Annotated in this window: 23 protein-coding genes and 1 pseudogene; 7 read left to right on the forward strand and 17 right to left on the reverse strand. The window is 59.5% G+C overall.

Annotated features, from left to right (window positions below; genetic code table 11):
* Window positions 1–31 precede the first annotated feature (31 nt).
* Together AC5Y47_RS22655 and AC5Y47_RS22660 are read left to right on the forward strand one after the other, a co-directional pair.
* Window positions 32–610 carry a hypothetical protein gene (locus AC5Y47_RS22655; protein ID WP_499946498.1) on the forward strand — a complete coding sequence of 193 codons (579 nt, stop codon included), beginning with the start codon at window positions 32–34 and terminating at the stop codon, window positions 608–610.
* 36 nt (window positions 611–646) lie between these two features.
* Window positions 647–891, forward strand: a pseudogene (locus AC5Y47_RS22660) (DUF3024 domain-containing protein).
* Between the two features lie 840 nt (window positions 892–1,731).
* Here the strand turns inward: AC5Y47_RS22660 and AC5Y47_RS22665 are convergent.
* Window positions 1,732–2,667, reverse strand: coding sequence for an SDR family NAD(P)-dependent oxidoreductase (locus AC5Y47_RS22665; RefSeq protein WP_499946518.1), 936 nt, complete (start codon window positions 2,665–2,667; stop codon window positions 1,732–1,734).
* 305 nt (window positions 2,668–2,972) lie between these two features.
* Here AC5Y47_RS22665 and AC5Y47_RS22670 point away from each other — a divergent pair, with 305 nt between their 5' ends.
* Window positions 2,973–3,530: a TetR/AcrR family transcriptional regulator gene (locus tag AC5Y47_RS22670; protein ID WP_499946499.1), complete on the forward strand. Its 558-nt coding sequence runs from the start codon at window positions 2,973–2,975 to the stop codon at window positions 3,528–3,530.
* Window positions 3,531–3,808: 278 nt separating this feature from the next.
* Here AC5Y47_RS22670 and AC5Y47_RS22675 read toward each other — a convergent pair whose 3' ends face one another.
* The 13 genes from AC5Y47_RS22675 to AC5Y47_RS22735 all read right to left on the reverse strand — a co-directional run bounded on the left by AC5Y47_RS22675 (window position 3,809) and on the right by AC5Y47_RS22735 (window position 18,207).
* A complete protein-coding gene (locus AC5Y47_RS22675) occupies window positions 3,809–5,074 on the reverse strand; it encodes a cytochrome P450 (RefSeq protein WP_499946500.1) in 1,266 nt (421 codons plus the stop codon).
* A 95-nt stretch (window positions 5,075–5,169) separates the two neighbouring features.
* A complete protein-coding gene (locus AC5Y47_RS22680; RefSeq protein WP_499946501.1) occupies window positions 5,170–6,372 on the reverse strand; it encodes a cytochrome P450 in 1,203 nt (400 codons plus the stop codon).
* Window positions 6,373–6,383: 11 nt separating this feature from the next.
* A complete protein-coding gene (locus AC5Y47_RS22685) occupies window positions 6,384–6,548 on the reverse strand; it encodes a hypothetical protein (protein WP_499946502.1) in 165 nt (54 codons plus the stop codon).
* On the reverse strand, window positions 6,541–7,551 hold the full coding sequence (locus AC5Y47_RS22690) for an SDR family oxidoreductase (RefSeq protein ID WP_499946503.1): 1,011 nt from the start codon (window positions 7,549–7,551) through the stop codon (window positions 6,541–6,543). Before AC5Y47_RS22690 ends, AC5Y47_RS22685 begins: the two co-directional genes overlap by 8 nt.
* A 25-nt stretch (window positions 7,552–7,576) precedes the next feature.
* Window positions 7,577–8,713: a spirocyclase AveC family protein gene (locus AC5Y47_RS22695; protein WP_499946504.1), complete on the reverse strand. Its 1,137-nt coding sequence runs from the start codon at window positions 8,711–8,713 to the stop codon at window positions 7,577–7,579.
* A 4-nt stretch (window positions 8,714–8,717) separates the two neighbouring features.
* Entirely contained in the window at window positions 8,718–9,827 is a 1,110-nt protein-coding gene (locus AC5Y47_RS22700) for an ABC transporter substrate-binding protein (RefSeq protein ID WP_499946505.1), read from the reverse strand.
* A 98-nt stretch (window positions 9,828–9,925) separates the two neighbouring features.
* Complete coding sequence (locus AC5Y47_RS22705) at window positions 9,926–11,776, reverse strand: flavin-containing monooxygenase (RefSeq protein ID WP_499946506.1); 1,851 nt, start codon at window positions 11,774–11,776, stop codon at window positions 9,926–9,928.
* A complete protein-coding gene (locus AC5Y47_RS22710; protein WP_499946519.1) occupies window positions 11,773–13,095 on the reverse strand; it encodes a cytochrome P450 in 1,323 nt (440 codons plus the stop codon). The genes AC5Y47_RS22705 and AC5Y47_RS22710 overlap by 4 nt, the downstream gene beginning before the upstream one ends.
* Window positions 13,096–13,118: 23 nt before the next feature.
* A complete protein-coding gene (locus AC5Y47_RS22715) occupies window positions 13,119–14,699 on the reverse strand; it encodes an AMP-binding protein (RefSeq protein WP_499946507.1) in 1,581 nt (526 codons plus the stop codon).
* A gap of 41 nt (window positions 14,700–14,740) precedes the next feature.
* On the reverse strand, window positions 14,741–15,109 hold the full coding sequence (locus AC5Y47_RS22720; protein ID WP_499946508.1) for a nuclear transport factor 2 family protein: 369 nt from the start codon (window positions 15,107–15,109) through the stop codon (window positions 14,741–14,743).
* Between the two features lie 44 nt (window positions 15,110–15,153).
* On the reverse strand, window positions 15,154–16,008 hold the full coding sequence (locus AC5Y47_RS22725) for an enoyl-CoA hydratase/isomerase family protein (protein ID WP_499946509.1): 855 nt from the start codon (window positions 16,006–16,008) through the stop codon (window positions 15,154–15,156).
* A 44-nt stretch (window positions 16,009–16,052) separates the two neighbouring features.
* Window positions 16,053–17,225, reverse strand: coding sequence for an acyl-CoA dehydrogenase family protein (locus tag AC5Y47_RS22730; protein WP_499946510.1), 1,173 nt, complete (start codon window positions 17,223–17,225; stop codon window positions 16,053–16,055).
* A complete protein-coding gene (locus AC5Y47_RS22735) occupies window positions 17,209–18,207 on the reverse strand; it encodes an acyl-CoA dehydrogenase family protein (protein WP_499946511.1) in 999 nt (332 codons plus the stop codon). The genes AC5Y47_RS22730 and AC5Y47_RS22735 overlap by 17 nt, the downstream gene beginning before the upstream one ends.
* A 354-nt stretch (window positions 18,208–18,561) precedes the next feature.
* On the opposite strand from AC5Y47_RS22735, the gene AC5Y47_RS22740 reads away from it, so the two are divergent.
* Both AC5Y47_RS22740 and AC5Y47_RS22745 read left to right on the forward strand, forming a co-directional pair.
* Window positions 18,562–19,761 carry a MaoC family dehydratase gene (locus tag AC5Y47_RS22740; RefSeq protein WP_499946512.1) on the forward strand — a complete coding sequence of 400 codons (1,200 nt, stop codon included), beginning with the start codon at window positions 18,562–18,564 and terminating at the stop codon, window positions 19,759–19,761.
* A gap of 13 nt (window positions 19,762–19,774) precedes the next feature.
* Window positions 19,775–21,466: a class I adenylate-forming enzyme family protein gene (locus AC5Y47_RS22745; protein WP_499946513.1), complete on the forward strand. Its 1,692-nt coding sequence runs from the start codon at window positions 19,775–19,777 to the stop codon at window positions 21,464–21,466.
* Between the two features lie 16 nt (window positions 21,467–21,482).
* On the opposite strand, the gene AC5Y47_RS22750 is transcribed toward AC5Y47_RS22745, so the two are convergent.
* The 3 genes from AC5Y47_RS22750 to AC5Y47_RS22760 form a co-directional block, all read right to left on the reverse strand.
* Window positions 21,483–22,208 carry a TetR/AcrR family transcriptional regulator gene (locus AC5Y47_RS22750; protein ID WP_499946514.1) on the reverse strand — a complete coding sequence of 242 codons (726 nt, stop codon included), beginning with the start codon at window positions 22,206–22,208 and terminating at the stop codon, window positions 21,483–21,485.
* A gap of 539 nt (window positions 22,209–22,747) precedes the next feature.
* Window positions 22,748–23,920 carry a cytochrome P450 gene (locus tag AC5Y47_RS22755; RefSeq protein ID WP_499946520.1) on the reverse strand — a complete coding sequence of 391 codons (1,173 nt, stop codon included), beginning with the start codon at window positions 23,918–23,920 and terminating at the stop codon, window positions 22,748–22,750.
* 66 nt (window positions 23,921–23,986) lie between these two features.
* Window positions 23,987–24,619, reverse strand: coding sequence for a TetR/AcrR family transcriptional regulator (locus AC5Y47_RS22760; RefSeq protein WP_499946515.1), 633 nt, complete (start codon window positions 24,617–24,619; stop codon window positions 23,987–23,989).
* Window positions 24,620–24,720: 101 nt separating this feature from the next.
* Between AC5Y47_RS22760 and AC5Y47_RS22765 the strand changes: the two genes are divergently transcribed.
* Both AC5Y47_RS22765 and AC5Y47_RS22770 read left to right on the forward strand, forming a co-directional pair.
* Window positions 24,721–25,137, forward strand: a complete 417-nt coding sequence (locus AC5Y47_RS22765) for a limonene-1,2-epoxide hydrolase family protein (RefSeq protein ID WP_499946516.1) — start codon at window positions 24,721–24,723, stop codon at window positions 25,135–25,137.
* Window positions 25,134–26,292: MFS transporter (locus AC5Y47_RS22770; protein ID WP_499946517.1), on the forward strand; the 1,159-nt coding region annotated here is incomplete at its 3' end. The genes AC5Y47_RS22765 and AC5Y47_RS22770, both read left to right, overlap by 4 nt.

Here is a 26,292-nt window from a genome sequence, read left to right on the forward strand (position 1 = left end):
ACCACCTCGTGACCGCTACAGTGACCAAGTCATGTTGGTCGCCGATCTGCAGCACTTCCTCGACGTTGGACCCGACACCCCGGGGCCGGCCCGCAAGCTCGCCGAGCACCTGAGCGCCATCGTCGCCGCCGCATCAGCCGGAGACGCCCATACCCGATGGGAAACCGCCCTGCCGTGCCGGCGCCGGCCGGTCCACCGCGCCTGCCCTGGCCGCATCGTGGTGAGCTGGACCCAACCCGAGCACCCCATCAACTGGTGCTGCAGTCACTGCGATGACGCCGGCACCATCAGCAACTGGGCAACCTCGATCTACGACCTACGTCGCCAGCAGCTGACCGCGGCAGAGCCCGTCCGAGACGTTGTTGTCGATACTGACACCGCCGCAGCGCTGCGCACTCTGCCGTTCCTCGACCATGACTGCCACCGAGCAGTTTTCGCGATCCGCGCCCGCGGCAATGAACTTCACCTCGCGGTCACCGACACCGAACTCGACGACCTGATCGACTCGCTGGCCGCCGCAGCCAACCACGAACCCAGCCGGCGCCGCCAACGACAACTCGACACCGCCTACGACCACCTCACCACCGCCGCCGGCCAACCCCGCTGGTGACCAGCCGTGACTGTTCCTGAACTCGACGTCGCACGCGTGCAACGCTGGTGCGCGGCAAGAGTTCCCGAAGAGGCACGCCACGAAGTGCGCGTCGAATGCGACGTCACATCCAGGCATCTGACCATCACCGAGCACCGCCCACCTGGCGTGAAGACTTCGGCCCAGACTGGATTAGCTTCCCGATCGCCGGACTGCGCTACACCGCCACCACCGAAACCTGGACTCTCTACTGGCGCGACCGCCACCAGCGATTCCACCGCTACGACCTACTCAACCCCTGAGCCCACATCGCCGACCTGCTCACCGAAATCGACAAAGACCCCACCGGCATCTTCTGGGGCTGAACCACCCGGACCGGGCCGGGGCCAAATCCGACCGTCATACCGGGGCCAGTACAAGTTGACATTGTCATCCTTCTCACTTGCGTTGCCTACGAACCCTTCCCGGGCGGATTCAGACGTTGCAGCGTCCTGCTTGTTTCCAATCGAAACCGAAAAGGTCATCCACGCAGCTATGACAAAGCACAGGAAGGCATAGGCGAGATTCCCAGCCGGCGTGCCAGACGCCGACTTTCCGCCGGACCCGCCGAGATAGTCGGGCAGAGCATTGACCCACAGCAGTCCAAGGACAATCAAGAATGCCCCGCCGAATACGCGGACGAGCAGTCGCGCGGACGCTCGCGGCGACCCACCGGTGCGTTGAGCGGCGCGGTGCGCGAACGACCTTCGGTCATGTCGCCTCCGAACTCGGCTCAGTAGCACGAGCATTCACCGATACTTTTCGCGCACCGTGGCGCTACTACGCGCCGCGGCAGCTGTTGGCATGCGTCATTTCGTGAGAAAACTCAGCCAGCGTCTCACCGTCTTTGACGACCCGACCGAGGCGTATCGAGGGCGTCGTCCCACCGCGGACGCCTGACGAACTTCGGGGTTACCTTCGCCGGCGGCTGGGCCCTGCAATTCGGGAATGGGCCCCATTCCCCGGGCTTGGCATCGATGACACGGGAACTCCCCTAATCAACCAGCAGTAGACCGTTCTAATGGCAATGCGTCCGAACCGTATCCCGGCGTGTCAGCGATCAACCAGGGCGGCGCTCATTCCCTAGATCTACAGCCGCTTGACTATCCGCCAGAAATGTCCACGCCGAGGCGACCCACAACACCAAAAAGCTCCTCGTAAATGTTCCCAGGGACGGTGAATGGCTCGGTCGCGGAAATTTCGGAGAAGTGTTCGGCGATATCGTCGGCGGTGGCGGTGGCGTCCGCATCGGCTAACCAGCCGTCGGCGAGACCGATAAAAGCCCGTGCGTATCTGCCGGCCAGGGCGGAGTAGTTCTGGTGAGTGCAATGGCAGGCACGACTGGCCAGGTAAGTCACCATCGGCACTACCTTATCCGGCGCGATGAGGTCCTTGAGCCCGGTTTCCTCGAGAGTTTTCGCATCGACAGTCTCGGTGACCATTCGCGAAAACCCAAACGGCAGTACTGTATTCGAAAGGATACCGTGATCGGCTCCCTCGAGCGCGATGACATTGCTCAGACCGACCAGCCCCGCCTTGGCGGCGCCATAGTGCGCCTCGAGGTGTTGCCCGAACACGCCGCCCGACGACGAGATGAACACGAACCTTCCGTAGCCTTGTTTCTTCATGACCTTGAAGGCGGGTTGACTCAGGTGAAAGCCGCCATCTAGGTGGACAGCCAACATCTGCCGCCACTGGTCTGATTCAAGTTCGTCAAACGCGATGCTGTTAAAGATGCCTGCATTGCTGATCACAACATCTATACGCCCGAAGTGTTCGACGGCGACTTGGACAATCGCGTTACCCCCTTCGGCAGTGGCGACCGAGTCATAGGAGGGTACGGCTTTGCCGCCGGCCTCGACGATTTCGGCGACAACCTCGTCGGCAACTTTGGCGTCAGAACCCTCCCCGCCCATAGTGCCGCCTAAATCGTTGACCACCAACGCGGCTCCGCGACGTGCTAGATCCAGCGCGTAGAGTCGGCCCAAGCCCCTACCACCTCCGGTAACGACGGCAACTTGACCCTCAAAATCAATCATCATCAGGCTTTCGGTAGTAGGCGGACATGTGTGCGATCAAGACGGCATCGAGCTGGCACCGAGCCTTCAAACTCGCTCCGGCAGCCCGCCCGTCGCACCAACACATCTCGACGTTCACGGTTCAAGAGTCAACGGGGACAACCACAAGCGTCAAGGACTCTGAGTCAATATGAGAGGTCGGCCCACGTCACCGGAGGCCGAAAATGCGCGTCGCAAAAGTTCCTACCAGGAACTTCCATGAGACACCTGGTCAAATTAGTCTCGCAGATGAGTAAACGATTTCCGAAGATTGAGGAGGATCTCGCATGAGTCGACGGGAATGGGCATTGGGAACCGACCGCAATGCCACCGCGCGTGACCACATCCTCTCTGCAGCCTCGGATTTAGTGTCGCGTAACGGATTTCAAGCGTTCACCATTGCAGCTCTTGCGGCCAAGCTGCACTGCTCGCCAGCCACGGTCTACCGCCACGCGGGTGGCAAAGCTGCCATCTTTGAAGCGCTAATATCGCGGTTTTCTGAGCGCATAGCCCGCTCGGTCAACGAGGCAATTGCGGACTTAAGCGGTACCGACCGGATCGCTGCGGCCATCCTAGTCGGCTTGGAGCACATGCGGGCCGAACCGCTGGGAGAGCTGATCATGGGCGACATTAGGCCTGGACGCGACGGCGGCGCTGTCAACTCCTCACCGCTAGTAACTAAGATTGCCGAAGAAATGATCGGTCAGAGCGACCCGTTGGCCGCACAATGGCTTTTTCACATCACATTCTCGCTGTGGTACTGGCCGCTCAAGGACAAACAGGCCGAGCACGAGTTGGTGAACCGCTTCGCCGCTCCGTCTGTGGTGCAGGGGCTTCATCGGTAATCGCGCGCCGTAATTGGTTCGCGGGCAGAGGGGTTGGTCAGCGTGCAACCACTATTGCGGTTCACTCGATAACCTTAGGACGTCCGTGTGCATGAGCCTGCGGCCTCTGTGTGCACATCCTCGCTCGCACCGTGAACAAGACAAACGCCCCTCACTTCTACAAGTTAAGGCCCGTCGTGGCAGATAGTTTGGCGTCGACGGGTGCCTGATCGCTGGTCCTGCCTGACCCTGGTGCCGCGATGCGACCTTCCGGCACGTTTGTCGGAGAGGGGTCGTCTTCAGTCAAGTGACCTGAACGTCACATGAAGTTCGCGCAGTCCTCGCAAGATGAAGGTTGGCTCGTACTCATATTGGTGCTGCAAAGCCTGCCCATGGTGCTTGGCAGAAATCTCAATTGCGGCCATGCGGTCAAGGATTCGGTTTATCGAGATCCGTCCCTCAGTCCTCGCCAACGGGGCGCCGGGGCATGAGTGGACGCCGCGAATGAACGCGATCTGCTCTCGCACGTTCGGTCGATCAGCGTCGAAGCTGTGCGGGTTTTCGAATTTTCTTTCGTCGCGATTGCACGCACCTGGCAAGAGCATCACAGTTGTGCCGGCAGGCACCTCTACTCCCCCAACGGTTGTGGTTTTGCGCGCCATTCTGAAGTGTGCCTTCACAGGGCTCTCCATGCGCAGCGTCTCTTCGAGGAACGCCGGGATTTTGTTTCGGTCTCCGCGCAGCGAGGCCTGCAGTTCTGGGTTCTCGCCGAGAATGCGTACGGCTGCACTGACGAGTTTCGTCGTGGTCTCGGTGCCCGCTGCGAACAAGAATGTGGACAGGTTCATGACGTCCTCGATCTCGGGCGTCGATCCGTCGTCGTGCTTTGCCTGTGCCAACTCGGTCAGTACGTCGCCACGCGGCGCTCGTCTGCGATCTTCGATGTAGCCGTAGAACTTCTCGTTGAGCCATTCCAGCGGGTTGTGCGCTGTCGTTCCCTCCCCTAGCTCACCCGCGAGCGACTGCTCGAATACTGCCCGAAACTCGCCACGGTCCTCCTGCGGGACACCCAAGAGGTCGGCGATAACAAGGAGCGAGAAGGGTTTTGCGTACTCCGACAAGAATTCACAACTACCGCGCTCGATGAATGTATCCAGCTGTTGATCGGCCAACCGCCACATGAATTCCTCATTTTCTTTGAGGCGCTTCGGGGTGATCAGCTTGTTCAGGAGGCTTCTAGTGCGAGTGTGTAACGGCGGGTCTTGATTCGAGATGTGCTCTGCCATGGGGGCAATGTGGCGATGTTGCTTGATCAATTCGGTGACGTCGTCCGCGCCGTCGGGGCCGAATGGGAAACCGGAGAAGGGGCCGGCTAGAGAGTTGCACGACGAAAAAACCGGGTCCTTATATATCGCTAGAGCTTCGTCGTATCCGGTTACAGCTACTACGTTGAATGGAGTCGCATTAGTCACTGGGCATTTCGCTCGAAGATGGTCGAAGTATGGATACGGGTTGGGCACAAGCGATGCATCGGTGAAAAAATCGATCGTGTCGAATTCGGTCACGAACTTCTCTCCTCTGTCTAGAGACTCGATATCTTTTGGCGCCCAGTCCGGCGGGAGAATCACGTGCCGGCCCTAAGCCGAAGTCGTTCCTGTCTTCACACGTCGAACAGCACCGGCAGACTTGTAGGTGAGCGAAACGCCATGCCCCGGATGTGTGGGTCATCGCCGTCGGGATCTAGCCTCAGATTCGGCAGCCGGTCGAGTAATAGGTTAATGGCGGTGCGCATTTCGAGTCGCGCGAGGTGCATGCCGAGGCACACGTGGACGCCGTGGCCCCAGCTGATCGGGACCTTGGCCGGTCGGAAGATATCGAACTTGTCAGGCTCGTTGTAGCGATCTCCCTGACGGTTGGCCGCGCCCAGCATCGGCATGACGGATGAACCTTGCGGAATCGCGACCCCGCCGAGTTCGGTGTCGCGTGTGGCTACCCGTGTGATGCTGAGAAGCGGTGCCTCCCAACGAACAGCCTCTTCGATTGCTTGAGAGATGAGGTTTCTATCGGCACGCACAGCGGTTAGCTGCTCGGCGTTGCTCAATAGCCCATACAACAAATTTCCCAGTGACCTGTAAGTCGTTTCAACACCCGCAGGCATCAGCAGATGAAGAAAACAGTAGATCTCTTCGTCGGAAAGCATCTCACCGTCGATCTCCGCTGCGGCTAACCCGCTGATGAGGTCGTCGCGGGGCTCCTCGCGGCGTGCAGCGAGGATCGGGGTGAGATAATCGGTCAGCTCCTTAGTCGCAGTCGCCGCACGTTCCGGGTTGATCAAATGGGATATCAGTGAAATTGACCATCGTTGGAACTGCGGGAAATCCTGTTCGGGTAGCCCGAGCAGCCCCGCGATGATCCGGCTGGGATACGGAAAGGTGAAATCCTTCACCAATTCAGCGCTGCCAAGCGACGCGAAGCCGTCGATGATGTCGCTTCCGATCCGCTGCACCAGATCAGCCTCCCAATGCGCCAACGCCTTTGGAGAAAATGCTTTCGCCACCAGTGCGCGGTGCCTGCCATGTTCTGGCTCGTCCATCCCGACCATCACATGTTTGCCGATGCCGAAGAAATCCTTGATGATCGACGAGGAGAAGGTTTCGTTGTCCTTCAGCATCTGCTGGATGTCTTCGTGGCGGTAAACCATAAAAACAGGCTTGCCTTCCTCGCCCGGCATTGTCGAGAAGTCGAGCCGCTGTATGGGTTCCTCGGCACGCATACGAGCGAGTTCGGTGTATGGATCGCGGACGTCACCTGCGACAGCATCGTCGAAAGACCCGAAATCGTCCAAATCGTCAAAAAGTTCCACAGCAGTTCCTCCTAATCGGCCGGGTAGGCGACCGACTTCACTTCGGTGTATTGGCTGAAGCCCATGGTTCCGCTCTCGTTCGCCGCTTTGTGGCTGAAGGTTCCTGCTTCACCGTCGCCGAGCTTGCCGTCGATCATCATCTTCAATCCGAAATTGACCTTCGGTCTGTCAGCCATTGCTGTCCCTCTCACGGATCTCTTTGGTTGCAGCTCGTCGAGTTGCACGTTCGGCCATACGCTGCATGAGTGATTGGGGAATCACCTTGGCGGCCATCACCATTGACCGCTGCGCGGTCGTCAACGGATATGCACCCCCTCGCATTGCACCGCGCCGGGGAATGCCCATCGCGATCCGCGACACATGGTGCATGCCCGACGCCGGGAGAATTTTGTTGAACGCCAACAACATCGAGGCATCCGGCCCCGCACCCCGGCGCCGGAACGAGGCTTGGTCCGCTAGTGCCCTCAACACGCCCTCGGCGAATTTCTCCGGCGGCCGCGCGAGACTGACCGCCAGGCGTCCACGGGAGTCGATGGTGTTGTGCAGGCGCGCATATGGGCCGTCGAATTTGCGGTCGTCGGTGGTACCCGCATCGGTGATGATGTCGGTGTCATACACCCCCGATACCAGGATGGTAACGCCAAGGCCGAACGGCGCGATTTCACCGGCCAATGACTCGGCCCAACGTTCCAAGGCGCCTTTGGCGGCCGAGTAGGGTGCAATTCCCGGTTGGCCGCGCACTCCGCCCGCGCTGGATACCACTATGACCCGGCCCTGCCCGGCAGCCCGCATATTCGGCAATAGCGCATTGGTCAGTGCGACCGGACCCATGACATGTGTAGCGAACATGTGTTGCCACAGGCGCATGTTCGTCTCCTCCGCCATTCCGGCAGCGGAGATGCCGGCGTTGTGGACTAGCGCGTATGGCACTCCGACGGCTTCCTCAATCACTTTGGCGGCCGCAACAATCGATGCGGCATCCATAAGGTCGAGCTGGACTCCGATGAGTCGGTCGTCGTCGGCTCGGGCGTCGATTGCTCGGCGTAGCAACGGCATTGCGTGGTCTGGACTGCGCATCGCCGCGACGACACGCCACCCCTCGCGATACAGGCGCACGGCAGACGCAAAGCCGAGTCCACGGGAGGCGCCTGTGATTACGACGGCACGCGGGTCGGTCACAGTCGGCCCTTGAGCCGGCCGCGCATCACCCGTTGGACCCGTCGGTCGCACAATGGCTGCTCCGCGAACCTGGCTTCACTTCCGGCCGCCCGTCCGGCAGCGCATACTGCCACGTGGACCACTTACCAACCGAGTACGGCCCTTTGGCGCCGTTCTCCTCGTAGTACGCTTGAGGATCAAACACTTTGGCCTCGGGGTACGGCCAGGGGCAGGCGACCGAGGTCGCTAAACCACTGGCCTTGATCGCCCAGAACCAGCCTCCATAGGCGAAGTAGGACACGTTCGTGATCGCGAACATCACCAGAAAAGTACCGAGGACCGGCTTGGTGGGTAACAGCTTGGCCTTCGCGGCCAGTTTCTCTGCCACCGACTTACCGGTGTCATCGCGGTAAACGAGGATGGCCGCCGGGATCATCACGAACGTCACCGAGAACGACTCCCAGATCAACGGGAACTGAAATGTGTTGCCTGTGAACACAGATCCCCACGGAATCACCTGAGAGTAGATGTATAGCCCCGTACGCACTGCCCCGATCTCGAGCGCGGCGTCAAACAGAAATCCAATCACCAACACAAGTGCACCCAGGCTGATCAGCGGGCGCCGCGAGACAAAGGCCTCGGGTCCGTGCTTGGCCTGCAACTTGCGCAGGATCCATACCGCCGGAAAATACGGGCCGAAATAGAACAACACGTATCCGAACACGATGAACGGTTCGACCGTCGGCGACATCATGATCAGGTACCACGATTCCGGCCAGTGCAGGAGATCAGGATTGTAGACCGCATAAGGCGCCCAATTCATGATCGGGTCCTGCCACACGATCAATGTGGTACAGAGGAACATCAGCATGACGGGGCTACCGGGGTTACGTCGCCAACCGCGCACGAAGATGACCACCAGCGCGAACAACCCTACGGCCGTGCCGATCTGGATCGCCGTCATCAACTCGAAGCCGAAAAGGAACTGAACTGGACGCGGCCGCCCCTGCTGCTCGGGATTAGCGACTCGCGGGTCGAGGTCGGTCCGCATGACGGCGATGAAGAGCACGACAATGGCAAGTAACGCCAAACCGGAAAGCCAGCGCCCCCAGTTGGGGGACTTTGTCGTGGAATCACTCGATTCCAGTTGCACTGCAGGCGTTTTGGAGTGCTGCGCGGTCATGTCATCATTCTCCGAATCTGTCGACGAGATGGGAGTTGACGCCGTCGGCGTCAAGTTGACGCGCCACGAGATAGCCTGCGCCCATCCATGCGCGGCGCGTCCACTTGCCGAACGAGACTCTCGTTCCCGGTGCTCCTGATGCGGCCGGCAGCATCTTGACGCGTTCGAGCGCCTCTTTCACGCCGCGCGGACTCAGCGGGTGCGCGTCGGCAAATGCTTGCAACAGGGTAGTTGCCACGTCGCAGTTCACCACCGGCACGCAATATTGCGGCCGCCGGCCGTGGAGCGCTTCGAAGCGGTCCAAGAACTGCTGGCCGACCGGATTCGCCTCATCGTATTGGTCGATGCCAGTCCAACCCATGAACGCCTCCCACATGACCGGATTCATCCAGGCGTTCTGCCAAGCGGTGCTGGAGAACCTCGGGGGGTCCCAATTTAGTTCTTCGAGAACGGGTTTGACGAAAACTATGCCAAAACCGAAGCCCATGTGCACGATCGCCTGTGAATTCGCTGCGCGCAACTTGTAAATCGCATCGTGGACGTCCTGCGCTGTCGAGGCGATTTCGACCTCGGCAACGATCCGTATTCCCCTGCGCCGGCACGCTGTACGGAAGTTCTTCAGATAGCTCTGCCCCACCAGTGACTGCTCGACGAGGGCGCCGACTTCGGTGTACCCGCCTTTGGCTAGCAGGTCCGTCCAGAAAATCGGCTCATCCGTCATCGAGCCCTGCGGGAAGGAGAACGTCCACTCTCCCAGCCAGTCATCAGTACCCGTGACGGCGATCGCCGGGACCTTGAAGCGCTCTTCGATCGCTTCTTTGGTTGCCACGCAATTGTCGGTGATATGCGGCCCGAATACGACAAGGCAGCCTTCGTCCACGAGTTCGCCGAACGCATCGATGACCGCTTTGACGGTTCCCTTCGGCATCCCTTCGACTTCTCGATACACGATCTCGATCGGTCGGTCCAAAACCCCTTGCGCCGATGCTTCTTCGAAGATCATCTCGAAGGGCAGAATAAGGTCATCACGCATCTCTTGCGGGTAACTGTCAGGCAGCTTGAAGTCCATGAGGTAGCCGATTTTGATTGGTTCTGCGCTGCTTTCGTAACTCATTCCACCTCCATTGGTGCTGAAATGTTAGGCTGGGTTTCGACTTCCAACCGACCCCTCTACCAACAATCTGTTGGCGTGGTTGGCTATTGGCCGCAGGTTCATGCGTCGACCAGCAGGCCCGCGAGATCATTGTTCGACCGCCAATCTGCCAGTAGCTTCTCGAAGGCGTAATAGCCGAGACCGTACAGCTCGCCGGTGTAGGACCTTGGCCGGAGCACCCCCTTCTCGTCGGCGATCTCTTGTCCGTCGTTGTTGAAATACCCTGGTGTGCATTCCCGGATGAATGCCGAGGTATCGATCGCTACCTCGCGGACGTGGTCCACGTAGGCGTTCTGGGCCTCTAGGCTGGGCTCCACCGAGGTTGCGCCGCGCTCCAATGCCTGGCTGACGATCCAGGCGATATGGCGACCCTGGTTGTTGAATGTCTCGGTCGTCGAGGCATTGAAACCCCCTTGAAAGAACCCGACATAAAATTGATTCGGGAATCCGTGAGTCATCACGCCGTGCAGAGTCCGGAACTCATGAGACCAATGGTCGTAAAGAGATCGACCGCCACGGCCGGACACCTTGTCGATCCCCCACCTCCGTTGAAGGTCGCTGGTCACCTCGAAGCCGCTCGCGAAGATCAGGCAGTCGATGTCGTACTCCGCCGCCTCGTGAATGAAGCCCCGACGCGTGACGCGCTCCAGGCCACGCGTCGGCGACACGTCGAGCAGTTTGACATTCGCGCGGTTGAAAGTTGGGTAAAAGTCGTCACTCGAGGCCGGCCGCTTGCACATGTGTCGATACCAGGGTTTCAAGATCGCTGCTGTGCTTGGATCTTTCACCGCGGCATCGACGCGTTTTCGAAGCCTTTCCATGACGCGATAGTCCATCACCTCGCGCACCGCAAGGAACTCCTCCGGCGACTGGGGCCAGCCGGTCGCCGCGAATTCGGCAGACAGGTTGCGGTTCAATTCTGTCCAAATGTCGCAAATTTGGTCTGGTTCGCCAGGCATCAGGCCGTCGATTGCTGCGCGGTGAAAGTTCATTTGGCGCTCGCGCTGCCAGCCGGGCTGCAGCGTGGCAAGCCAGGCCGGATCGGTGGGCGTGTTGTGACGCTCGTCGACGGTGGACGCGGTGCGTTGCAGAACGTACAACTGCTTGGCGAACCTGCCCAGGTAGGGCACCGCTTGAATAGCGGAGGCGCCGGTTCCGACAATCGCTACCTTCTTGTCACGCAATTTGTCGAGCACCGGCTCCTCTTGACTTCCACCGGTGTATTCGTAATCCCATCGGGCCGTGTGAAATATCTTGCCTCGAAATTCGTCAAGGCCTGGGACGCGTGGCACTTTCGGTGTATTGATCGGCCCCATCGCCATCACTACAAAGCGCGCTTGAAGGTCATCGCCACGATCGGTTGCAATGCGCCACCTGTTGATTGATCCATCCCAGCTCAACGCGTTGACACAGGTGTGGAAAAGGGCCCCGTCGTAGAGATTGAATCTGGTTGCGACACTTTGGCAGTAATGCCGTATCTCGAGCCCGTCCGCGAACTTCTTTGACGGGAAGAACCCCATCTCTTCCAACAGCGGCAGATAGCAGTAAGAATCGTTGTCACAGGAGAGGCCGGGGTAGCGATTCCAGTACCACACCCCGCCGAAGTCGCCTGCCTGCTCGATGATTCGGAAGTCGTGAATGCCTGCCCTACGCATGTGATACCCGGCCAATATGCCGGCCCATCCACCGCCCAGGATGGCGACATCTACATCTTCGCTCAGCGCGGGTCGCGGCAAGCGAGTCATGTGTGGGTCGCTGTAGTCGATGGCTTGAGTCGGCTCGGCCGCGGGGGTGTACTGCTCCTGGCCTTCGGGGCGCAGGCGGCGATTCCGCTCGTTCAGATACCTCTCCCGGAGAGCGGCAATGTCGAGTTCCTCGGGATCCGGCAGTTGTGTGGGTTCGCAGCTCATTGCTCGTGCCCTTTGGGCTGCAAGGCAAATGTCAAGGGAAGTCGCTCCATCGCGAGCAATGCAGCATTGGGTATGTAGCGGATGTCCTCGACTGGAATCGCTAATCTCAGATCTGCCAACCGTTTCGCGGTCTGCCTGGCCGCTACGAGAAGCTGCATACGCGCGAGTGATACACCCAGGCACAAATGAACACCCGCCCCGAACGTCATGCTCTTGCGAAGGTTGACGCGGCCCGCGTCGAATTTGCGTGGGCACTCGAATACTGATTCGTCGTCGTTGGCGGACGCGAATAAAACAAGCAGGTGCGCCCCCTCCGGCAGCGCCTTCTGACCCACCATGACCGGCTCGGTGGTGACTCGTGACAAGGCTCGCACCGGTGGCTCGAGTCGGAGCAGCTCCTCGACGAGACGGCCCATCTGCAAATCGTTCTCAGCAGCCTCGTAGAACTGCGTAGCAATCGTCGGATCGGTCGCAACCTGAAACAGTATGTTCGTGAACGCGGTCGACATGGAATCGTGGGTATTGATAAGAAGCGCGCGAGCAGTTGCGACCAGTTCCTCGAAACTCAACGGTTCTTCGTCGGGTGTTCGATTGGTGATGATGTCGGAGAGCATGTCATCTTCGGGATCTTTCATACGTCTTCGGACCAGCGCGATCAGATAGTTCTGCATCTCTGCGAGCTCATGAGCCGCACGGACCATTTCGTCGCGTCCGTTGGCGAGGCTGAACTGCGACAGATATGCGCTGCCCCAACGTTTGATCGTGCTCATGTCGAGATCGTCGACCTGAAGCTGTTGCATGCTGAATGCAATCGCCATCGGCAGAGCGAGTTCGTTCAGACCGTCTAACTCTCCCCGCTCGCGCTCGAAAAACGTATCGATCAGCCTGTCGACGATCTCTTCGAATTGCGGCTCAAGGGATTTCATCCGCTTCCGGCTGAAGGCTTGGGATAGCAGACGGCGTACCCGAGTGTGCCGGGGCGGATCGATGTTGGCGACGTCGGGAAAGAAGCCACCGCCATGACGTTCGAGGATTTCCTTCATCTCATCAAGGTGGCCGTGCGCCATTTGTCTGTAATAGCCCAGCTCCTGGGAGAACACGACGGGATCTCGCAGCACCGCCTCAAGGTCCTCGTGCCGTGACACCAGGTACATCCCCAGCCCCTCTTCGAAGTGGACCGGGGAGTCATGCCGCAGCGTTCGGTAGTAAGCGAACGGCTTCTTTTGGATGTCCGGGTCGATGAACGACACTCCATCAAGCGAAGTCAGGCGCTCGCCGGTGATCGGACATCCGTCCTTCGCAGTCGTTTCTTCTATCATCACCAGCTTGTCCCTCTATCGAATCATTTGTTGGCGGCCGCAGTCATCTGCGCGCCTGACGACCGTCCTTTGGCGTCCCACGTTTCAAGACCAACGCCCCGCATCCGCAACTCGGTTTTGATAACACGCAGGGTCGCTTGAGTTTTCGGGAGTTCCTCCAAGAACTCGATGTAGCGGGGAACCATGAACCGCGCCATCCGGCTCGCGAGATCTTCATACAAGTCGCGCGGGCTGATCCTGGAACCGGGACGTCTGACTGCAAACAGCAGCACCTCGTCTTCGACGTTTTCGGCAGGGACGGCTACCGCGGCACATTCGGCGATTTCCGGATTTCGTAGCACGTCTGCTTCGAGGTCGAAGGACGAAATGTTCTCCCCCCGGCGCCGGATGGCGTCCTTGAGGCGATCGACGAAAATGTAGTCACCTTCAGGGGTGCGGACGAGTGCATCACCGGTGTGGAACCAGCCGTTGCGCCACGCGGATGCCGTTGCGCTGTCATCGTTCAGGTAACCGGCATTCATGACCCACGGCACGCCGGCGCGCACCACACACTCTCCAGGCGTGCCGTCGGCGACTTCATAGTCGTTCGCATCGACCAAGCGGACTTCAAAGTCGGGATAGCCCTTCCGAAGTCGACCGACGGTGCGGCTGTTCGTGGGGTTCCAGCCTGATCGGATAGCGACGCCACCTTCAGTGCTGTTGTAGACGGTGCAGATGCGGACGCCAAATTCCGAACTGAACTGGCGATAGCTGGGGCCGAGGGGCGCCATGAACAAATTCTTGAGAGTTGTTGCACCCTTCGGGTGCTTCGGATCCCGAAGTAGCACGTCAGCCATCGATCCGACGAGCATGCCGGTAGTGATCTCGTACTTTGTGACGTCGTCCCAGAAATCAGAGAGCGCGAACCGGGGCCGCATGACCACTTGTCCGCCGACCATCGCCGCGTTGTATGGAATCGACTTTGAGCCGAAGTGGGCGTGCGACGTTGTGCAGTAAAAGACGTCCGCGGCCGTAAGGTCCTCGATCGGAAAGGTTCCGGAATTGATGGCGTGCAGTTGTCCCCATGGCAATTTCACGGCCTTGGATGGACCGGTGGTTCCGGATGTGTATGTGATGCAGGCGATATCGTGAAGCTCCGGCACGCCTGTTTGATTGTGCGCGGCGGGCAGATCCGGTCTGAGGTCATCGGGTCGCATCAGGCCAGGCAGGGACGAACTTCCTTCAGGAAAGGATCCGTCCCCGTCAAGTACGAGTACTCGCTTCACCGTCTGCAGATCCGCGGCTATAGGCTCAAGAAATTCAACGTACTGTGCAGCCACCAACAGCAAATCGGGCGCGCAGTTGTTGATCGTGTAGGCAAGCATCCTGCCCCGGAACTCGGGATTGGTCGCCGCGTCGATCGCGCCGATGCTGGCGAGCCCCAGCCAAGCCACCAGTGCGTCCAGGCCCGCGTCCATAATGGTCACAACGACGTCACCTCGCCCAACGCCGAGTGCCAAAAAGCGCGCCGCCCAAACGCTTGTCAAAGATTGCAATTGACCCCAGGTTGCCGACGGGCCGCTCACAGTCCGTACGAACTCCCGGTGTGGATTCGCCTCCGCCATCCGACTGACGATGGCGGGCAACGTCTCCGGCGATGTGGATGTCACGCGTACTTCCAGAAGGCCCGCATCATCGAGATCTTTCCCGTGTCATCAAACGTGAAATGATCGACGAGGGGGCCGACGTGCTGCATAGCGCCGTTGCGTGTCACCACACCCTGCAGAATGGCGATTGCCTCGTTGCCGCAGACAATGACGTCGCGTTCGAGCCACAGCTTCATTGGAGAGAGGTCGCTTACCAGCTTCCAGAAAGACGTTCGCAAACTCTCCAAGCCGCTGTAAGTATCCACCCCGACCGGGTCTTCCAGAACCGTGTCCTCCGCCCACAGAGCCAGCCAGCCATCCTTATCATGATTACTGAGGGTCTCGCAGTGCGCGTTGATTGCCACGACAATTGCATCGGCGTTTGGCATCGGCTTCCCTTCTCGCAGTTTTGGTCGACCACGGCCTGAACTGTCTACACCTGACTTATTTCGTCATTCCAACCCGTATCACGTTCTCGCACAGCAGCTCTCACGCCCTTATCATGAATCAGGCGCAGATGAGTCTCTTTAGCCATCGCTGCTTCCGCGCTGGGAACATATGGATCTCGACCCACGTCAACCATCGCGGAAAGACCCGCTGCTTCGTAGAGGCGATGCGTGCCGCGCTTGTTGGCGATGAGATCACCGGTTTCCATCCGGGCAATCTGCTCGGCGAACCGCATTGCTACGTTCTCCTCCTCCCCTTGCGCGACAACACGATTCACATAGAACAGCCGATGGGCTGTCTCCGCATCCATCCAGCCGCCGGTCATCCACAGGTGCTTCATGACGCGAATCGGGAAGTGGAACGGCATGAGTGCATACGGGCCGTACGGCGCACCAACACCGACCCGAGACTCCTCCCAACTGAAGCGTGAATTCTCGGCCGCTATGACCACGTCCGCGGCTAACAGGAAAGTATTCGCGTGAGGTCCCACGAAACCTTTGGCAGCTACTACAAGACCCTTCGCGAATCGCCACGGTGGGAGCAGATCACCCGTATGAACCCAATACTTGTCCCCAATCGTCGCCGGCGTCTGGCCACCGATCGTTTCTGCTGCGACCTGTTGTATGTCATGACCGGAGGAAAAGTTCGGGCCTTCCGCTGTCAACAACACACACTTGACATCGTTCATTCGGTCGCAGTCGGCAAGAACGGAGTAGAACTCGTTCTCCATGGTGCTATTGATGGCATTCATTTTCTCGGGCCGGTTCAACCGAACTGTCACGATGCCCGCCTGCCGGTGTACCTTGATGCATGTTGTTTCCGCCCAATCCATCTCAGCCATTAGGCGCCTCCTGGAAGCGGCTGCCGGATCGACGACTGCTGTTCCTAGCCACGCGGAAGACCAAGAACACTTTGGGCAATAATGTTTCGATGAATCTCTGAAGTCCCTCCCGCGATGGTGGCCGCAATGCCTCGAGTGAATCGCTCGAAACTGCTCGCGAAGTACTCGTCGTTGTTCATGTGTTGGTAGCGTCCAGTCAACGGATGCAGCAGGCCTTCAATACCCTTCGTATCCAACAAGACATCGGCTGCCCGCCTTTCGGCCTCAGAGCCGAGCAGTTTCAGCACCGACACCGACGAAATGTCCACCTCCCCGCGCGCCGCGCGTGCCAACGCCGCCGACCCCATGGTGCGTAAAGCGTGGTAATCCATGATCATCGATGCGTACTGGTCCCGCTGTACCGATGTGCGTGGCTGGCAGTCCTCGATCAGGTTGTCGAGCCGATCAGCGAACAGCAGCCACATCATGGTCCGTTCGTGTCCCAGAGAACCGTTGGCTACCCGCCAACCCTGATTGAGCTCGCCGACCAGATTCTCCACTGGAACACGGACATCTGAAAAGAACACCTCGTTGAAGTCAAGATTTTCCTGACTCGCGACATCGGCGAAAGGACGGCAGACCACACCCTCGGTATTCGTCGGAATGATCAGTGCGGAAATGCCTTTGTGCTTCGGCACATCTGGATCGGTGCGAACGAAAGCAAGCAGGAAGTCAGCGTGATGTGCACCCGATGTCCAGACCTTCTGGCCGTTGACGACGAACTCGTCACCGTCGCGTACGGCCCTGGTGCGAAGCGATGCAAGGTCTGAGCCTGCGTTCGGCTCACTCATCCCCAACGATGCGGTCATCTCACCGCGCAGGATTGGCACCGCCCATCGCTTCTTCTGCTCGTCGGTACCGAACGAAATCAGAGAGGTCGCAACGATGTTGACGCCTTGCGGATTGAAGCTGTGAAAGATTCTCCTCCTGCACAATTCGTCGAGATGCACGAACTGCTGTAGCACGGAGGCGTTACGTCCGCCGAATTCCGGCGGCTGTGCAGGCAGCAGCCAACCGTTGTCGAACAGCAAGCGTTGCCAATCCCGAGCCCACTGTGGCATGTGGGAAACCGATTGAGGACGTTCGAGCGTCTCGGACTCCGGAGGCACGTTGTCATCGAGAAACGCGGAGAACTCCGCGCGAAAGGTTTCGACATCGGGATCAAAAGTCAGCCGCACGATACTCCTTGGCGATAGTCGCACGATGCTCGGCCGCGTTGCCGAGCATCAACTCCCCCGCCTTCGCGCGCTTGACGGCGAACTGCAAGTCGTTTTCCCATGTCTGGCTCATAGCGCCGAAGCACTGCATGCCGTGTGTGACTACGTGCGACTGCGCTTCTCCTGCAGCGGCTTTCGCCATACGCGGAACCAGCCGGCTCCGCGGATCGCCAGTTGCGATGGTGAGTGCGGCGAAGTACGACAACGCACGGGCCCGCTCGATGAAGACATGCATGTCGGCGACCCGGTGCTGAATGGCCTGAAAAGACCCGATTGCCACCCCGAACTGATGGCGTTCCTTGACGTGCTCGAGCACCATCTCGAGGATCTGCTGGCAGGCACCCACCATGTGTACCGCCATGCCGGTGACTGCGATTTGCCTGGCACGCTCCGTATCAGCGACGGTTCGGTCCTCGTCGCATACCCTTACGCCGTCGAACAGCAAGTTAGCCACATGCAGCACGGGATCGAGTACAGCGACTCGGCGCGCAGTCACCCGGTCCTGGTCCACGACGAAAATCCCGGCTTCGGTGATGACTGCCAATTGCTGGGATCGATCGCCGTCAAGGACAAAGCGTGCGACACCGTCGAGCAGCCATCCCGTGCCGTCGCGACGCGCAGTCACACCGCTGTAGACCGCAGCACCCGATCGTTTTGGCTCGAAGTGATCGCCTACTAGGGGTGCGAATTGCGTAGTGGTAGCTAGGAATGGAGTGGGGTCACATGCGCGTCCGAGTTCTTCGAGCACGAGAGTGAGCTCGACGAAGCATTCCGCAGTGGCAAGTTCCGTCCAGCCTTCCTTCCGATACCACTCCCAAAGCCCGTTCGCATCAGCTTCGCCCTCTGCGACTGCACGAACAAGCGACGGGGGGCAGTGCTTCGCGACCGCTTCCCGGACCGTATCGCGCCAGAGATGCTGGTCATCGTCGAGCTCTAGAAGCACTCGGGTCCCATCTTCGACGAAAGATTTCGGTGAGAATAACGTTCTCCATAGCTGAAAGTCAACGTTGGCACTTGCTTGACAATCTTCATGACGGGAAAGCAATATCAACCATTGACGCTTCTGGGAGAGGGCGAGTTCGCTGGCGCGCTCGGCCGTCGCGGTTGCGACGCCACGAAGGCAGCTTCATGTTTGCCGTGCGTGTCAAACCACATTCAGTCGCGTCATACGTCGTTTGCCGTTAGAAAATGCCGCCGGATCGGAGATGACCAAGTGCGCGCACGGTCTGCCTAACGAAAATGCCTCCCAGGCGCGTCTCGATGACAAACCTCAACGGCTAGGACAGGAGTTTGACCAATGCCCAGAAAGTCGGCTTCCGAGTTGTCGCAAAGCGGGATCGATTTGTCCGACGTCGACCACCGGGTCGGCAAACCCATCGGAGGTGGGCAACTGTGGGATCCGTGTAGTTCGTCAGACATACGCCGTTGGGTGATGGCGATGGACTACCCCAACCCTTTGCACTGGGATGAGCGGTTCGCCCGCGCTTCCAAGTTCGGCGGGCTGATCGCGCCACAGTCGATCGCCGTTGCTCTCGACTACGGCCACGGCGCAGCACCCGCATGTGTAGGCCATATCCCCAACAGCCATCTCATTTTTGGCGGGGAAGAGTGGTGGTTCTACGGATGCCCGGTCCGACCCGGAGACAAGCTGTTTCAAACTCGCAGATTTCACGATTACAAGGTTGTCGAAACGAAGTTCGCCGGCCCCACCATGTTCTCACGAGGCGATACCACCCACAAGAATCAGAGCGGCGCCCTGGTGGCTCGCGAACGGTCCACCGCGATCCGCTATCTTGTCGAAGAAGCAACCAGGCGTGGCATGTTCGAGAGTCAGCTCGGCGAGGTCAAGCGATGGACACAACTCGAACTTGAGGAAGTAGACAGGCTCCGCCGCGACTGGCTCGAGTCGAACCGGCTGGGCATCTCACCGCATTTCGACGAAGTAAAGGTCGGCGATACGCTACCTCGTCGTGTCATCGGACCACACACCATCGCTACATTCACTACCGAGTATCGCGCATTCGTTTTCAACATTTGGGGTGGATTCGAATGGGTGGCCCCCCCGGGAATCGAAGACCCGTGGGTATATCAAGATCCTGGTTTCGGCAAGGATTTCGCGTTCGACGAAGAAGACGCGTTCATCGATCCACGCAAGCGTGACGGGCTCTATCTAGGACCGTCGCGCGGCCACATCGATGCCGACCGCGCCAGCGAAGTGGGCATGGCGCGCGCGTATGGCTACGGCGCAACGATGGGCGCGTGGTGCACCGACTACCTCGCGTATTGGGCCGGCCACGACGGGATGGTGCGCCACAGCAAAGCCGATTTCCGCGGTCCGGCCTTCGAAGGTGACGTCACCTACTTCGACGCTGAAATCATTGGCAAGGAACCCGATTCGAGGTGGGGGGTGCCGCTTGTTCAGATAAAGCTGCGCCTGACCAACCAAAACGGCGAGGAGCTCGTCGCATGTACAGCCGAGGTCGAGCTTCCCCTGTGACGAAGTCCTCCACATGAAATCTACCGTTGCATCGAAGCTTTCGATCGTCTCTGGTCCGGCGTTGAGCGACGAGCCAGGGCTTGGTGCACTCACATTGCCCGGGTTTCTGCGCGAGGTGACATCGATGTATGGCGACCGGGAAGCTGTGGCATTCCGCACGGCAGAGGAAGACATCCGCTGGACGTATGCCGAACTGTGGGAACGGGCAGTCGATGTGGCATGCGCGTTACGCGCGAGCGGCGTCGCCAAGGACACCCGGGTGGGCGTCCTGATGACCAACCGCCCCGAGTGGATATCGGCTTTCTTCGGCATATCACTCGCGGGAGGCGTGGCTGTCACGCTGAGCACGTTCTCGACGCCTGCGGAGCTTCAGTATCTACTGAACGCTTCGAGCGTCGCAGTGTTGCTGTTCGAGAGGATGGTACTGAAGACAGACTTTTCAAGCGTCCTATCGACACTGGCGCCGGAGATCCGAATGGCCGAATCCAATCCGCTTCAGTCCAAGCGTTTTCCATTCCTTCGCCATCTCGCCACGGTCGGCGATGCGTCGCCCGGAGTCGAGACGTGGGATGCTTTTCTTGCCCGAGGTCGCAATGAACCGCGCGAGCTGATAAACGCTACGTCGGCGGCCGTGCTCCCCAGCGACACGGGAGCCCTGTTCTTCTCGTCGGGCTCGACAAGCAAGCCCAAAGGTGTTCTGAGCGCACACCGCGGCATCGCTATTCAGTTGTGGCGCTTCCGTCGGGTGTGCGAATTCGGGCCAGAGGACAACATCCGCTGTTGGTCGGCCAACGGTTTCTTTTGGTCCGGAAACTTCGTGATGTCACTGGGCGCCACGCTCGCGGCTGGTGGTTGTTTAGTCCTACAGCGAACTTTCGCCGCGTCCGAGGCGCTGGAATTGATGGCTGCAGAGCGCGTGAACTATCCATTCGCCTGGCCACATCAGTGGGCACAGATAGAAGCCGCACCAAACTGGCTTACAGTCGACCTGAGCAGTATGCGGTTCGCCGACGTTAAGACGCCTATCGCCCGTCACCCGACAGTGACCGCACAGTGGCATCTGCCCGACCATGCTTACGGCAACACTGAAACATTCACTATCTCAACTATTTACGGACTCAATACGCCATCTGAGACACACGGCGACAGTTGGGGCATTGCGTTGCCGGGCGTGACAATCAAGATCGTCGACCCAGTTACCCGCTGCGTAGTTCCGCGCGGCGCGAGCGGAGAGATTTGTGTCAAAGGCCCCACACTGATGCTTGGCTATATCGGCACACCGTTGGCCGAGACGCTCGATGAGGAAGGCTTTTTCCCCACCGGCGACGGGGGCTACCTTGACGATGTCGGGCGGCTGTTCTGGATCGGCAGGCTGACCGACATCATAAAGACCGGTGGCGCCAACGTCTCACCCCTCGAAGTCGATGAAGCGCTGGCCAAGCACTCTGCTGTGAAAGTAGCCAAAACGGTTGGCCTGCCGCACAAAACACTCGGCGAGGTCGTAGTCGCTTGCGTCGTCCCGCGCGACGGCGCTCAAGTCCACGCTGACGAGATTCGCGGCTACCTCCGGGAACGCTTGGCTAGCTACAAAGTGCCGCGCCACGTGCTGTTCTTCGGCGATGATGATCTCGCCTTGACCGGCAGCGACAAGATACGGTCCGACGAGCTGCGCGCATTGGCCGCGCAGCGACTGCGGACGCAGTAAGTGGAAGTAGTGGCCGCTACCCGGGGGGCGTCGACGAGATAGAGGCGGACCTACCCGCTGAAGGCTCGATCGCTTGACGACACCAGGACCACACCACGTCTTCAGTCAAACTCCGGCCATCCATCCCTTCGTGCAGCGCATTGAACTGACCGAACGACGTCATGGTGTAGCCCAACAGTGAGGTGAGTTGCTCCAGCGAAAGATCGTTTCGGATCAAACCTGCTTTGGAACATGCGGTCAAAATCTCGGTCAACAACTGGCGGTGTGGTTCCCACACTTTGGCAAATGCCTCCGGATGTTCCACTTCCAGGCTCAAGTTGTATATGAGAACCAGACGGCCGCCCACTTCCTTGGATGAGCCCGGCCGTGAAAGCACCCCGCGACACCAGGCCTCCAGCTGCCCCATTGGGTTGTCTGCGGCCTCGACCTTCTCCCGGATCGCCTCGGTGTATCTCGCGGTCACATCTTCGTACAGCGCCAGCAAGAGCTCGTCCTTACTCGAGAAATGCTGGTAGAACGTCCGCACGCTCAAGTTTGCGCGCTCAGCCAACATCTGCAGCGTGAAATTCGCCTGGCCGGATTCTTGGACGAGTTCAAGGGCCGTGGCCATGAATTGCGTGCTGCGCGCGACCGCGAGCGCGCGTGCTTCGCCGAGTCGGCGCTCGACGGCGCGCTCCTGCCAGGTGCGGGTGACTTCGCTGCTTGTGCTCGGTGCGGATTTGTGGGCATCGTCCGTTTTCATTGCGAACAACCCGCACGATGCCTTGCACTGCAACCCCGATGTGATCCTGCGCACTCGCCACAGCCGTCGACTGCATGAAGACGAAGAGGCGGCATGCAGCCACGATATCTGCAACGCCGCGCTTGGCCTGAAGCACCGACCTTCACCGGACTCGCAAGCAAGACTGGCACCCGCCTTCCGCTGACTGCTGCTTGTAAGAACGTAACTCTCTAGAATAATTACATCATTCTTGTAGCAGCGAAATTGCAGTTGTCACTGTAGGTTTATGAGCAATTCTGCTACCTGTTAAAGCTACCTAAGAGGTGGCCATCGTTGAGCACATCTGACCGGTGACGCCGCACTGGAGACCACCGTTACTGCCGTTCATCCTGTGTAGGGTGCGACGCCTTTCGGCAGCGAGTCGGTGCTGATGCCAATTGGCCATCTGCCGCGAACTATGGCGAAAATTGTCGAGATCGCCGAAGCAGCAGCATCTTTCACAAGTCGCGAGCGACGTCGACGCCAACGACGTAGTGGACGAAATCGTCGACCCCCGTCGGTCACCAGGCAACGGGTAGCCGCTCTATACCGAAAATCTCTTTGCGGGATTGGAATCGGAGGTCCTCGAACGAGACGGCGAGTCGTAGCCCAGGAAACCTCCGCACCAGCGTCGTTAGTGCGATCTGCAGCTCGGCGCGAGCGAGGTTTTGTCCGATGCATTGGTGCACGCCGTAGCCGAACGCGAGGTGCCCGCGAGTATTTCGAGCGATGTCGAATTCTTCGGGACGCTGTGTGTAGGCGGTGTCCCAGTTTCCGGCGGGCAGATTCATCAATACGAGATCACCTGCGCGAATGGGTTGGCCACCGAGCGTGAAATCTTCCTTTGCGACACGCTCGACCAGACTGTGGACCACGGTCAGATAGCGCAGCAGCTCATCGACAATATTCGCGATCTCAGTGTTGTCTTCTGTTGTTCGTAGACGCGCGAAATCGTCTGGATGCTGCATCAGGGCAAGCGTGCCGAGCGCGATCATGCTTGCCGTGGTTTCGTGGCCGGCTTGAAGCATGATCATCGCCGTCATAGCGGCTGTTTCTCTGCTGAGTCCACCCGGAATGACGTGGTCTGTGACGAGTCGACTGATCAGGTCGTCGCCCGGCTCTCGTTCCTTTCGGGAAACCAGATCCAACATGTAGCCGTACATACCCATGCCTGCGACGAGGCGCTCCTCGTCGGAGAGTCCGGAGTCGAGCACAGTTGCACTGTTGCGCTGAAAAGACTCGAGGTCCGCGTCGGGTACGCCCAGCAGCACTGAGATCACCACCGAGGGCACTGGAAGCGCGAAGTCATGGACGAGATCGGCCGGTGGTCCATGTTCGGCCATTTTGTCGATGTAGTGATCGACCAGTTCCTGAATTCGCGGCCGCATTTTCTCTGCTCGCCGAAAGGTGAAGTCGCTAGTCATCATTCGTCGGATCCGATTGTGCTCGGGGTCGTCGATTCGCGCGAAGATGATTGGCATCGCGTCGTCGGAGTTCTGCGCTTCGGCCCACATGCTATTGGTGTCTGCACTCAGCCGTGGATCAGTTAGAGCTGCGCGTATGTCCTCGTACCGACTGACCACCCATACGGGCTTGCCCTGCCAAGCCGCACGCTGCAGCCCGGGGGATTGTCGCCATAGTGTGAAGTCTGGCGGGGGCGCCAAGGGACATCCCGACGTGCGTGGCAGCGGCATGACGGGCAAGCCCGTCTCCCCACGGACGATTGAATCAGCCAATCCGTAGAACCTCCTAAATGTGGGCTAGCGCGAACGGAGTCCGTCCAGCAGTGCGTTCAGCGCCTGGACACTCTCGTCCCGCGCCGCTTGCTGATCGGCCGCATTGGCAATGAACATCGCAGCTTCCTCGGCTGCGGCCAGCAGCACATGAGCCAGTACTGCCACAGGCTGGCCCGCGGCTAGGTCGCCTTCCTCAATGGCGCGTTCAAGCATCGCGCGGATCGCCCCCAACCCGTAAACGCTTTCTAGCTCCCGCCACCTGGACCAGCCCAGCACGGCCGGCCCGTCAATCAGCAGGATCCGCTGCACTTGTGGCGTCAGGGATGCGTCAAGGAAGCCAATAAGTCCCTGGCGCAACTGATTGAAAGCGCCGTCCGCTGGATCGGCCAGATTCTTGGCGGCCTCCATCACTAGACCTTCCTCGACCGCGATGAATACCGCCTCGAAAAGAGCCTGCTTGTCGGCGAAGTGGTGGTACAGAGCACCTCGAGTCCCAACATCGGCCTCAGCAACGACTTCCTCCGTGCCGGTGTGGTGATAGCCCTTGTCAACGAACAGCCGTATCGCGGCATCGATCAGCGCGACGCGCGTCGCCTCTGCCTGGGCGGCACGCCGCGCCTTGGGGTCCAGCCTTTCTTGCCCGTGCGCCATCGCCATAGAGTATTGCATACAACTTGTATGTGACATACAGTCGCCATGTCACATACAGGTTCCATGTGACGGTTTGGTCGTCACTTTCCCCAAGTTGGAGGTACTAGGTGTCTAATCCCGCCGATGTGGTCCGCGAGTTCTGCGCCCTGATGGAACGTCGGGATCCTGAAGCCCTGCGTCCCCTGCTCGCTGACGACGCCATCTACCAAAACGTCGGCATGCCAGCATTCAGCGGAGTCGACGCCATCGTGGAGAACATGGCCGCACAGTTCTCGATGTTCCCCGACGCTTACGCCTTCGAAATCGTCAACCTAGCCAGCGACGGCCCCGTCGTCCTGACCGAACGCCTCGACTACATCCAAACCCCAGACGGAGGCAAACCCGCCATCCCGGTGATGGGAACGTTCGTTGTTGGAGATGACGGCAAAATCACTCGATGGACGGACTACTTCGATGTGAACCTAACGGTCAAACTCCTTCAAGGCGAAGACATCAGCGCGCTGGTGCCCGCCGCCACGACATGACCCGAACAACGAACACCTCCTCGCGTCAACAGAACAGGAAGGTTCGATGCGCAGCGATTACTGAAGCGTCGACCGACGGGATCGTCGAGAAACTCGCCAACGAAACCGCTGAAAGCGGTGCCAACCAGTCCAACGCCTTATCGGGACGTTCCAGGATTTGGCTACTGATCGTCTGTTCGATGGGCGTTCTCCTGGTTATCTCGTCGATGGTCGCCCTCAACGCCGCATTGGGTGCCATCGCGTTGGAAACCCTTGCCACGCAATCGCAATTGACCTGGATCGTCGACGGCTACACGCTGGTGATGGCGTGCCTGCTGCTACCGGCCGGGGCTTTAGGGGATCGCTACGGGAGGCGCACCGTCCTCCTCGTTGGGCTCGCCATCTTCGCTGCAGCATCGCTCGCGCCCATCTATTTCGACACGCCCACCGCCCTCATCGTTGCGCGAGGTGTCACAGGAGTCGGTGCCGCAGCAATACTCCCAGCCACCCTCTCGTTGTTGACCGCAGCCTATCCAGAAGAAGAGCGCAACAAGGCAATTGGCATCTGGGCCGGTGTGTGCGCATCGAGTGCGCTCGTCGGTTTCATGGGGACTGCGATACTCACTCAATTCGGGCCATGGCAGACGATCTTCTGGGCGTTCGTCGGAGCAGCGGCTCTGCTGTTCGTATTCGCCCTGACGATCTCGTCATCCAAGGACCCCGAGGCAACGCCGGTCGACTGGTGGGGTGCGCTGTTCATCGGCTCGGCGGTCGCCGTTTTCGTCTTCGGCGTGATTGAAGCACCGCTGCGAGGGTGGAGCGACCCGACGGTGTCTGGTTGCCTTGCTGGCGGCATCTTGCTCGCCATTTTCTTCGGCTACTTCGAATTGCGCCGCAAGCATCCACTACTCGATATTCGTGTGTTCAGAAGACCCGACATGCTGACCGGCTCTGTCGGCATGATGACGCTGTTCTTCGCCATTTTCGGGTTCTTCTTCTTGATCATGCAGCACCTGCAACTGGTGATCGGCTACAGCCCGCTGCAAACCGCGATCGCGCTGTGTCCGCTCGCGGTGCCGCTACTTGTCATTGCGGCGTTCACACAGTGGTATTTGCCGCGGCTTGGGCTACGTGTCTCGGTGGCAGCGGGACTCGCGATCCTGGCTATGGGCCTGT

This window comes from Mycobacterium sp. NGS22 (genome assembly GCF_059813095.1).

Excerpts from the sequence above, each read along its gene's own strand:
- AC5Y47_RS22655 (WP_499946498.1), top strand. The coding sequence starts at position 32 with ATGTTGGTCGCCGATCTGCAGCACTTCCTCGACGTTGGACCCGACACC.
- AC5Y47_RS22665 (WP_499946518.1), bottom strand. The coding sequence starts at position 2,667 with ATGATTGATTTTGAGGGTCAAGTTGCCGTCGTTACCGGAGGTGGTAGG.
- AC5Y47_RS22670 (WP_499946499.1), top strand. The coding sequence starts at position 2,973 with ATGAGTCGACGGGAATGGGCATTGGGAACCGACCGCAATGCCACCGCG.
- AC5Y47_RS22685 (WP_499946502.1), bottom strand. The coding sequence starts at position 6,548 with ATGGCTGACAGACCGAAGGTCAATTTCGGATTGAAGATGATGATCGAC.
- AC5Y47_RS22695 (WP_499946504.1), bottom strand. The coding sequence starts at position 8,713 with ATGACCGCGCAGCACTCCAAAACGCCTGCAGTGCAACTGGAATCGAGT.
- AC5Y47_RS22700 (WP_499946505.1), bottom strand. The coding sequence starts at position 9,827 with ATGAGTTACGAAAGCAGCGCAGAACCAATCAAAATCGGCTACCTCATG.
- AC5Y47_RS22705 (WP_499946506.1), bottom strand. The coding sequence starts at position 11,776 with ATGAGCTGCGAACCCACACAACTGCCGGATCCCGAGGAACTCGACATT.
- AC5Y47_RS22710 (WP_499946519.1), bottom strand. The coding sequence starts at position 13,095 with ATGATAGAAGAAACGACTGCGAAGGACGGATGTCCGATCACCGGCGAG.
- AC5Y47_RS22715 (WP_499946507.1), bottom strand. The coding sequence starts at position 14,699 with ATGGCGGAGGCGAATCCACACCGGGAGTTCGTACGGACTGTGAGCGGC.
- AC5Y47_RS22720 (WP_499946508.1), bottom strand. The coding sequence starts at position 15,109 with ATGCCAAACGCCGATGCAATTGTCGTGGCAATCAACGCGCACTGCGAG.
- AC5Y47_RS22725 (WP_499946509.1), bottom strand. The coding sequence starts at position 16,008 with ATGGCTGAGATGGATTGGGCGGAAACAACATGCATCAAGGTACACCGG.
- AC5Y47_RS22740 (WP_499946512.1), top strand. The coding sequence starts at position 18,562 with ATGCCCAGAAAGTCGGCTTCCGAGTTGTCGCAAAGCGGGATCGATTTG.
- AC5Y47_RS22745 (WP_499946513.1), top strand. The coding sequence starts at position 19,775 with ATGAAATCTACCGTTGCATCGAAGCTTTCGATCGTCTCTGGTCCGGCG.
- AC5Y47_RS22750 (WP_499946514.1), bottom strand. The coding sequence starts at position 22,208 with ATGAAAACGGACGATGCCCACAAATCCGCACCGAGCACAAGCAGCGAA.
- AC5Y47_RS22755 (WP_499946520.1), bottom strand. The coding sequence starts at position 23,920 with ATGCCGCTGCCACGCACGTCGGGATGTCCCTTGGCGCCCCCGCCAGAC.
- AC5Y47_RS22760 (WP_499946515.1), bottom strand. The coding sequence starts at position 24,619 with ATGGCGATGGCGCACGGGCAAGAAAGGCTGGACCCCAAGGCGCGGCGT.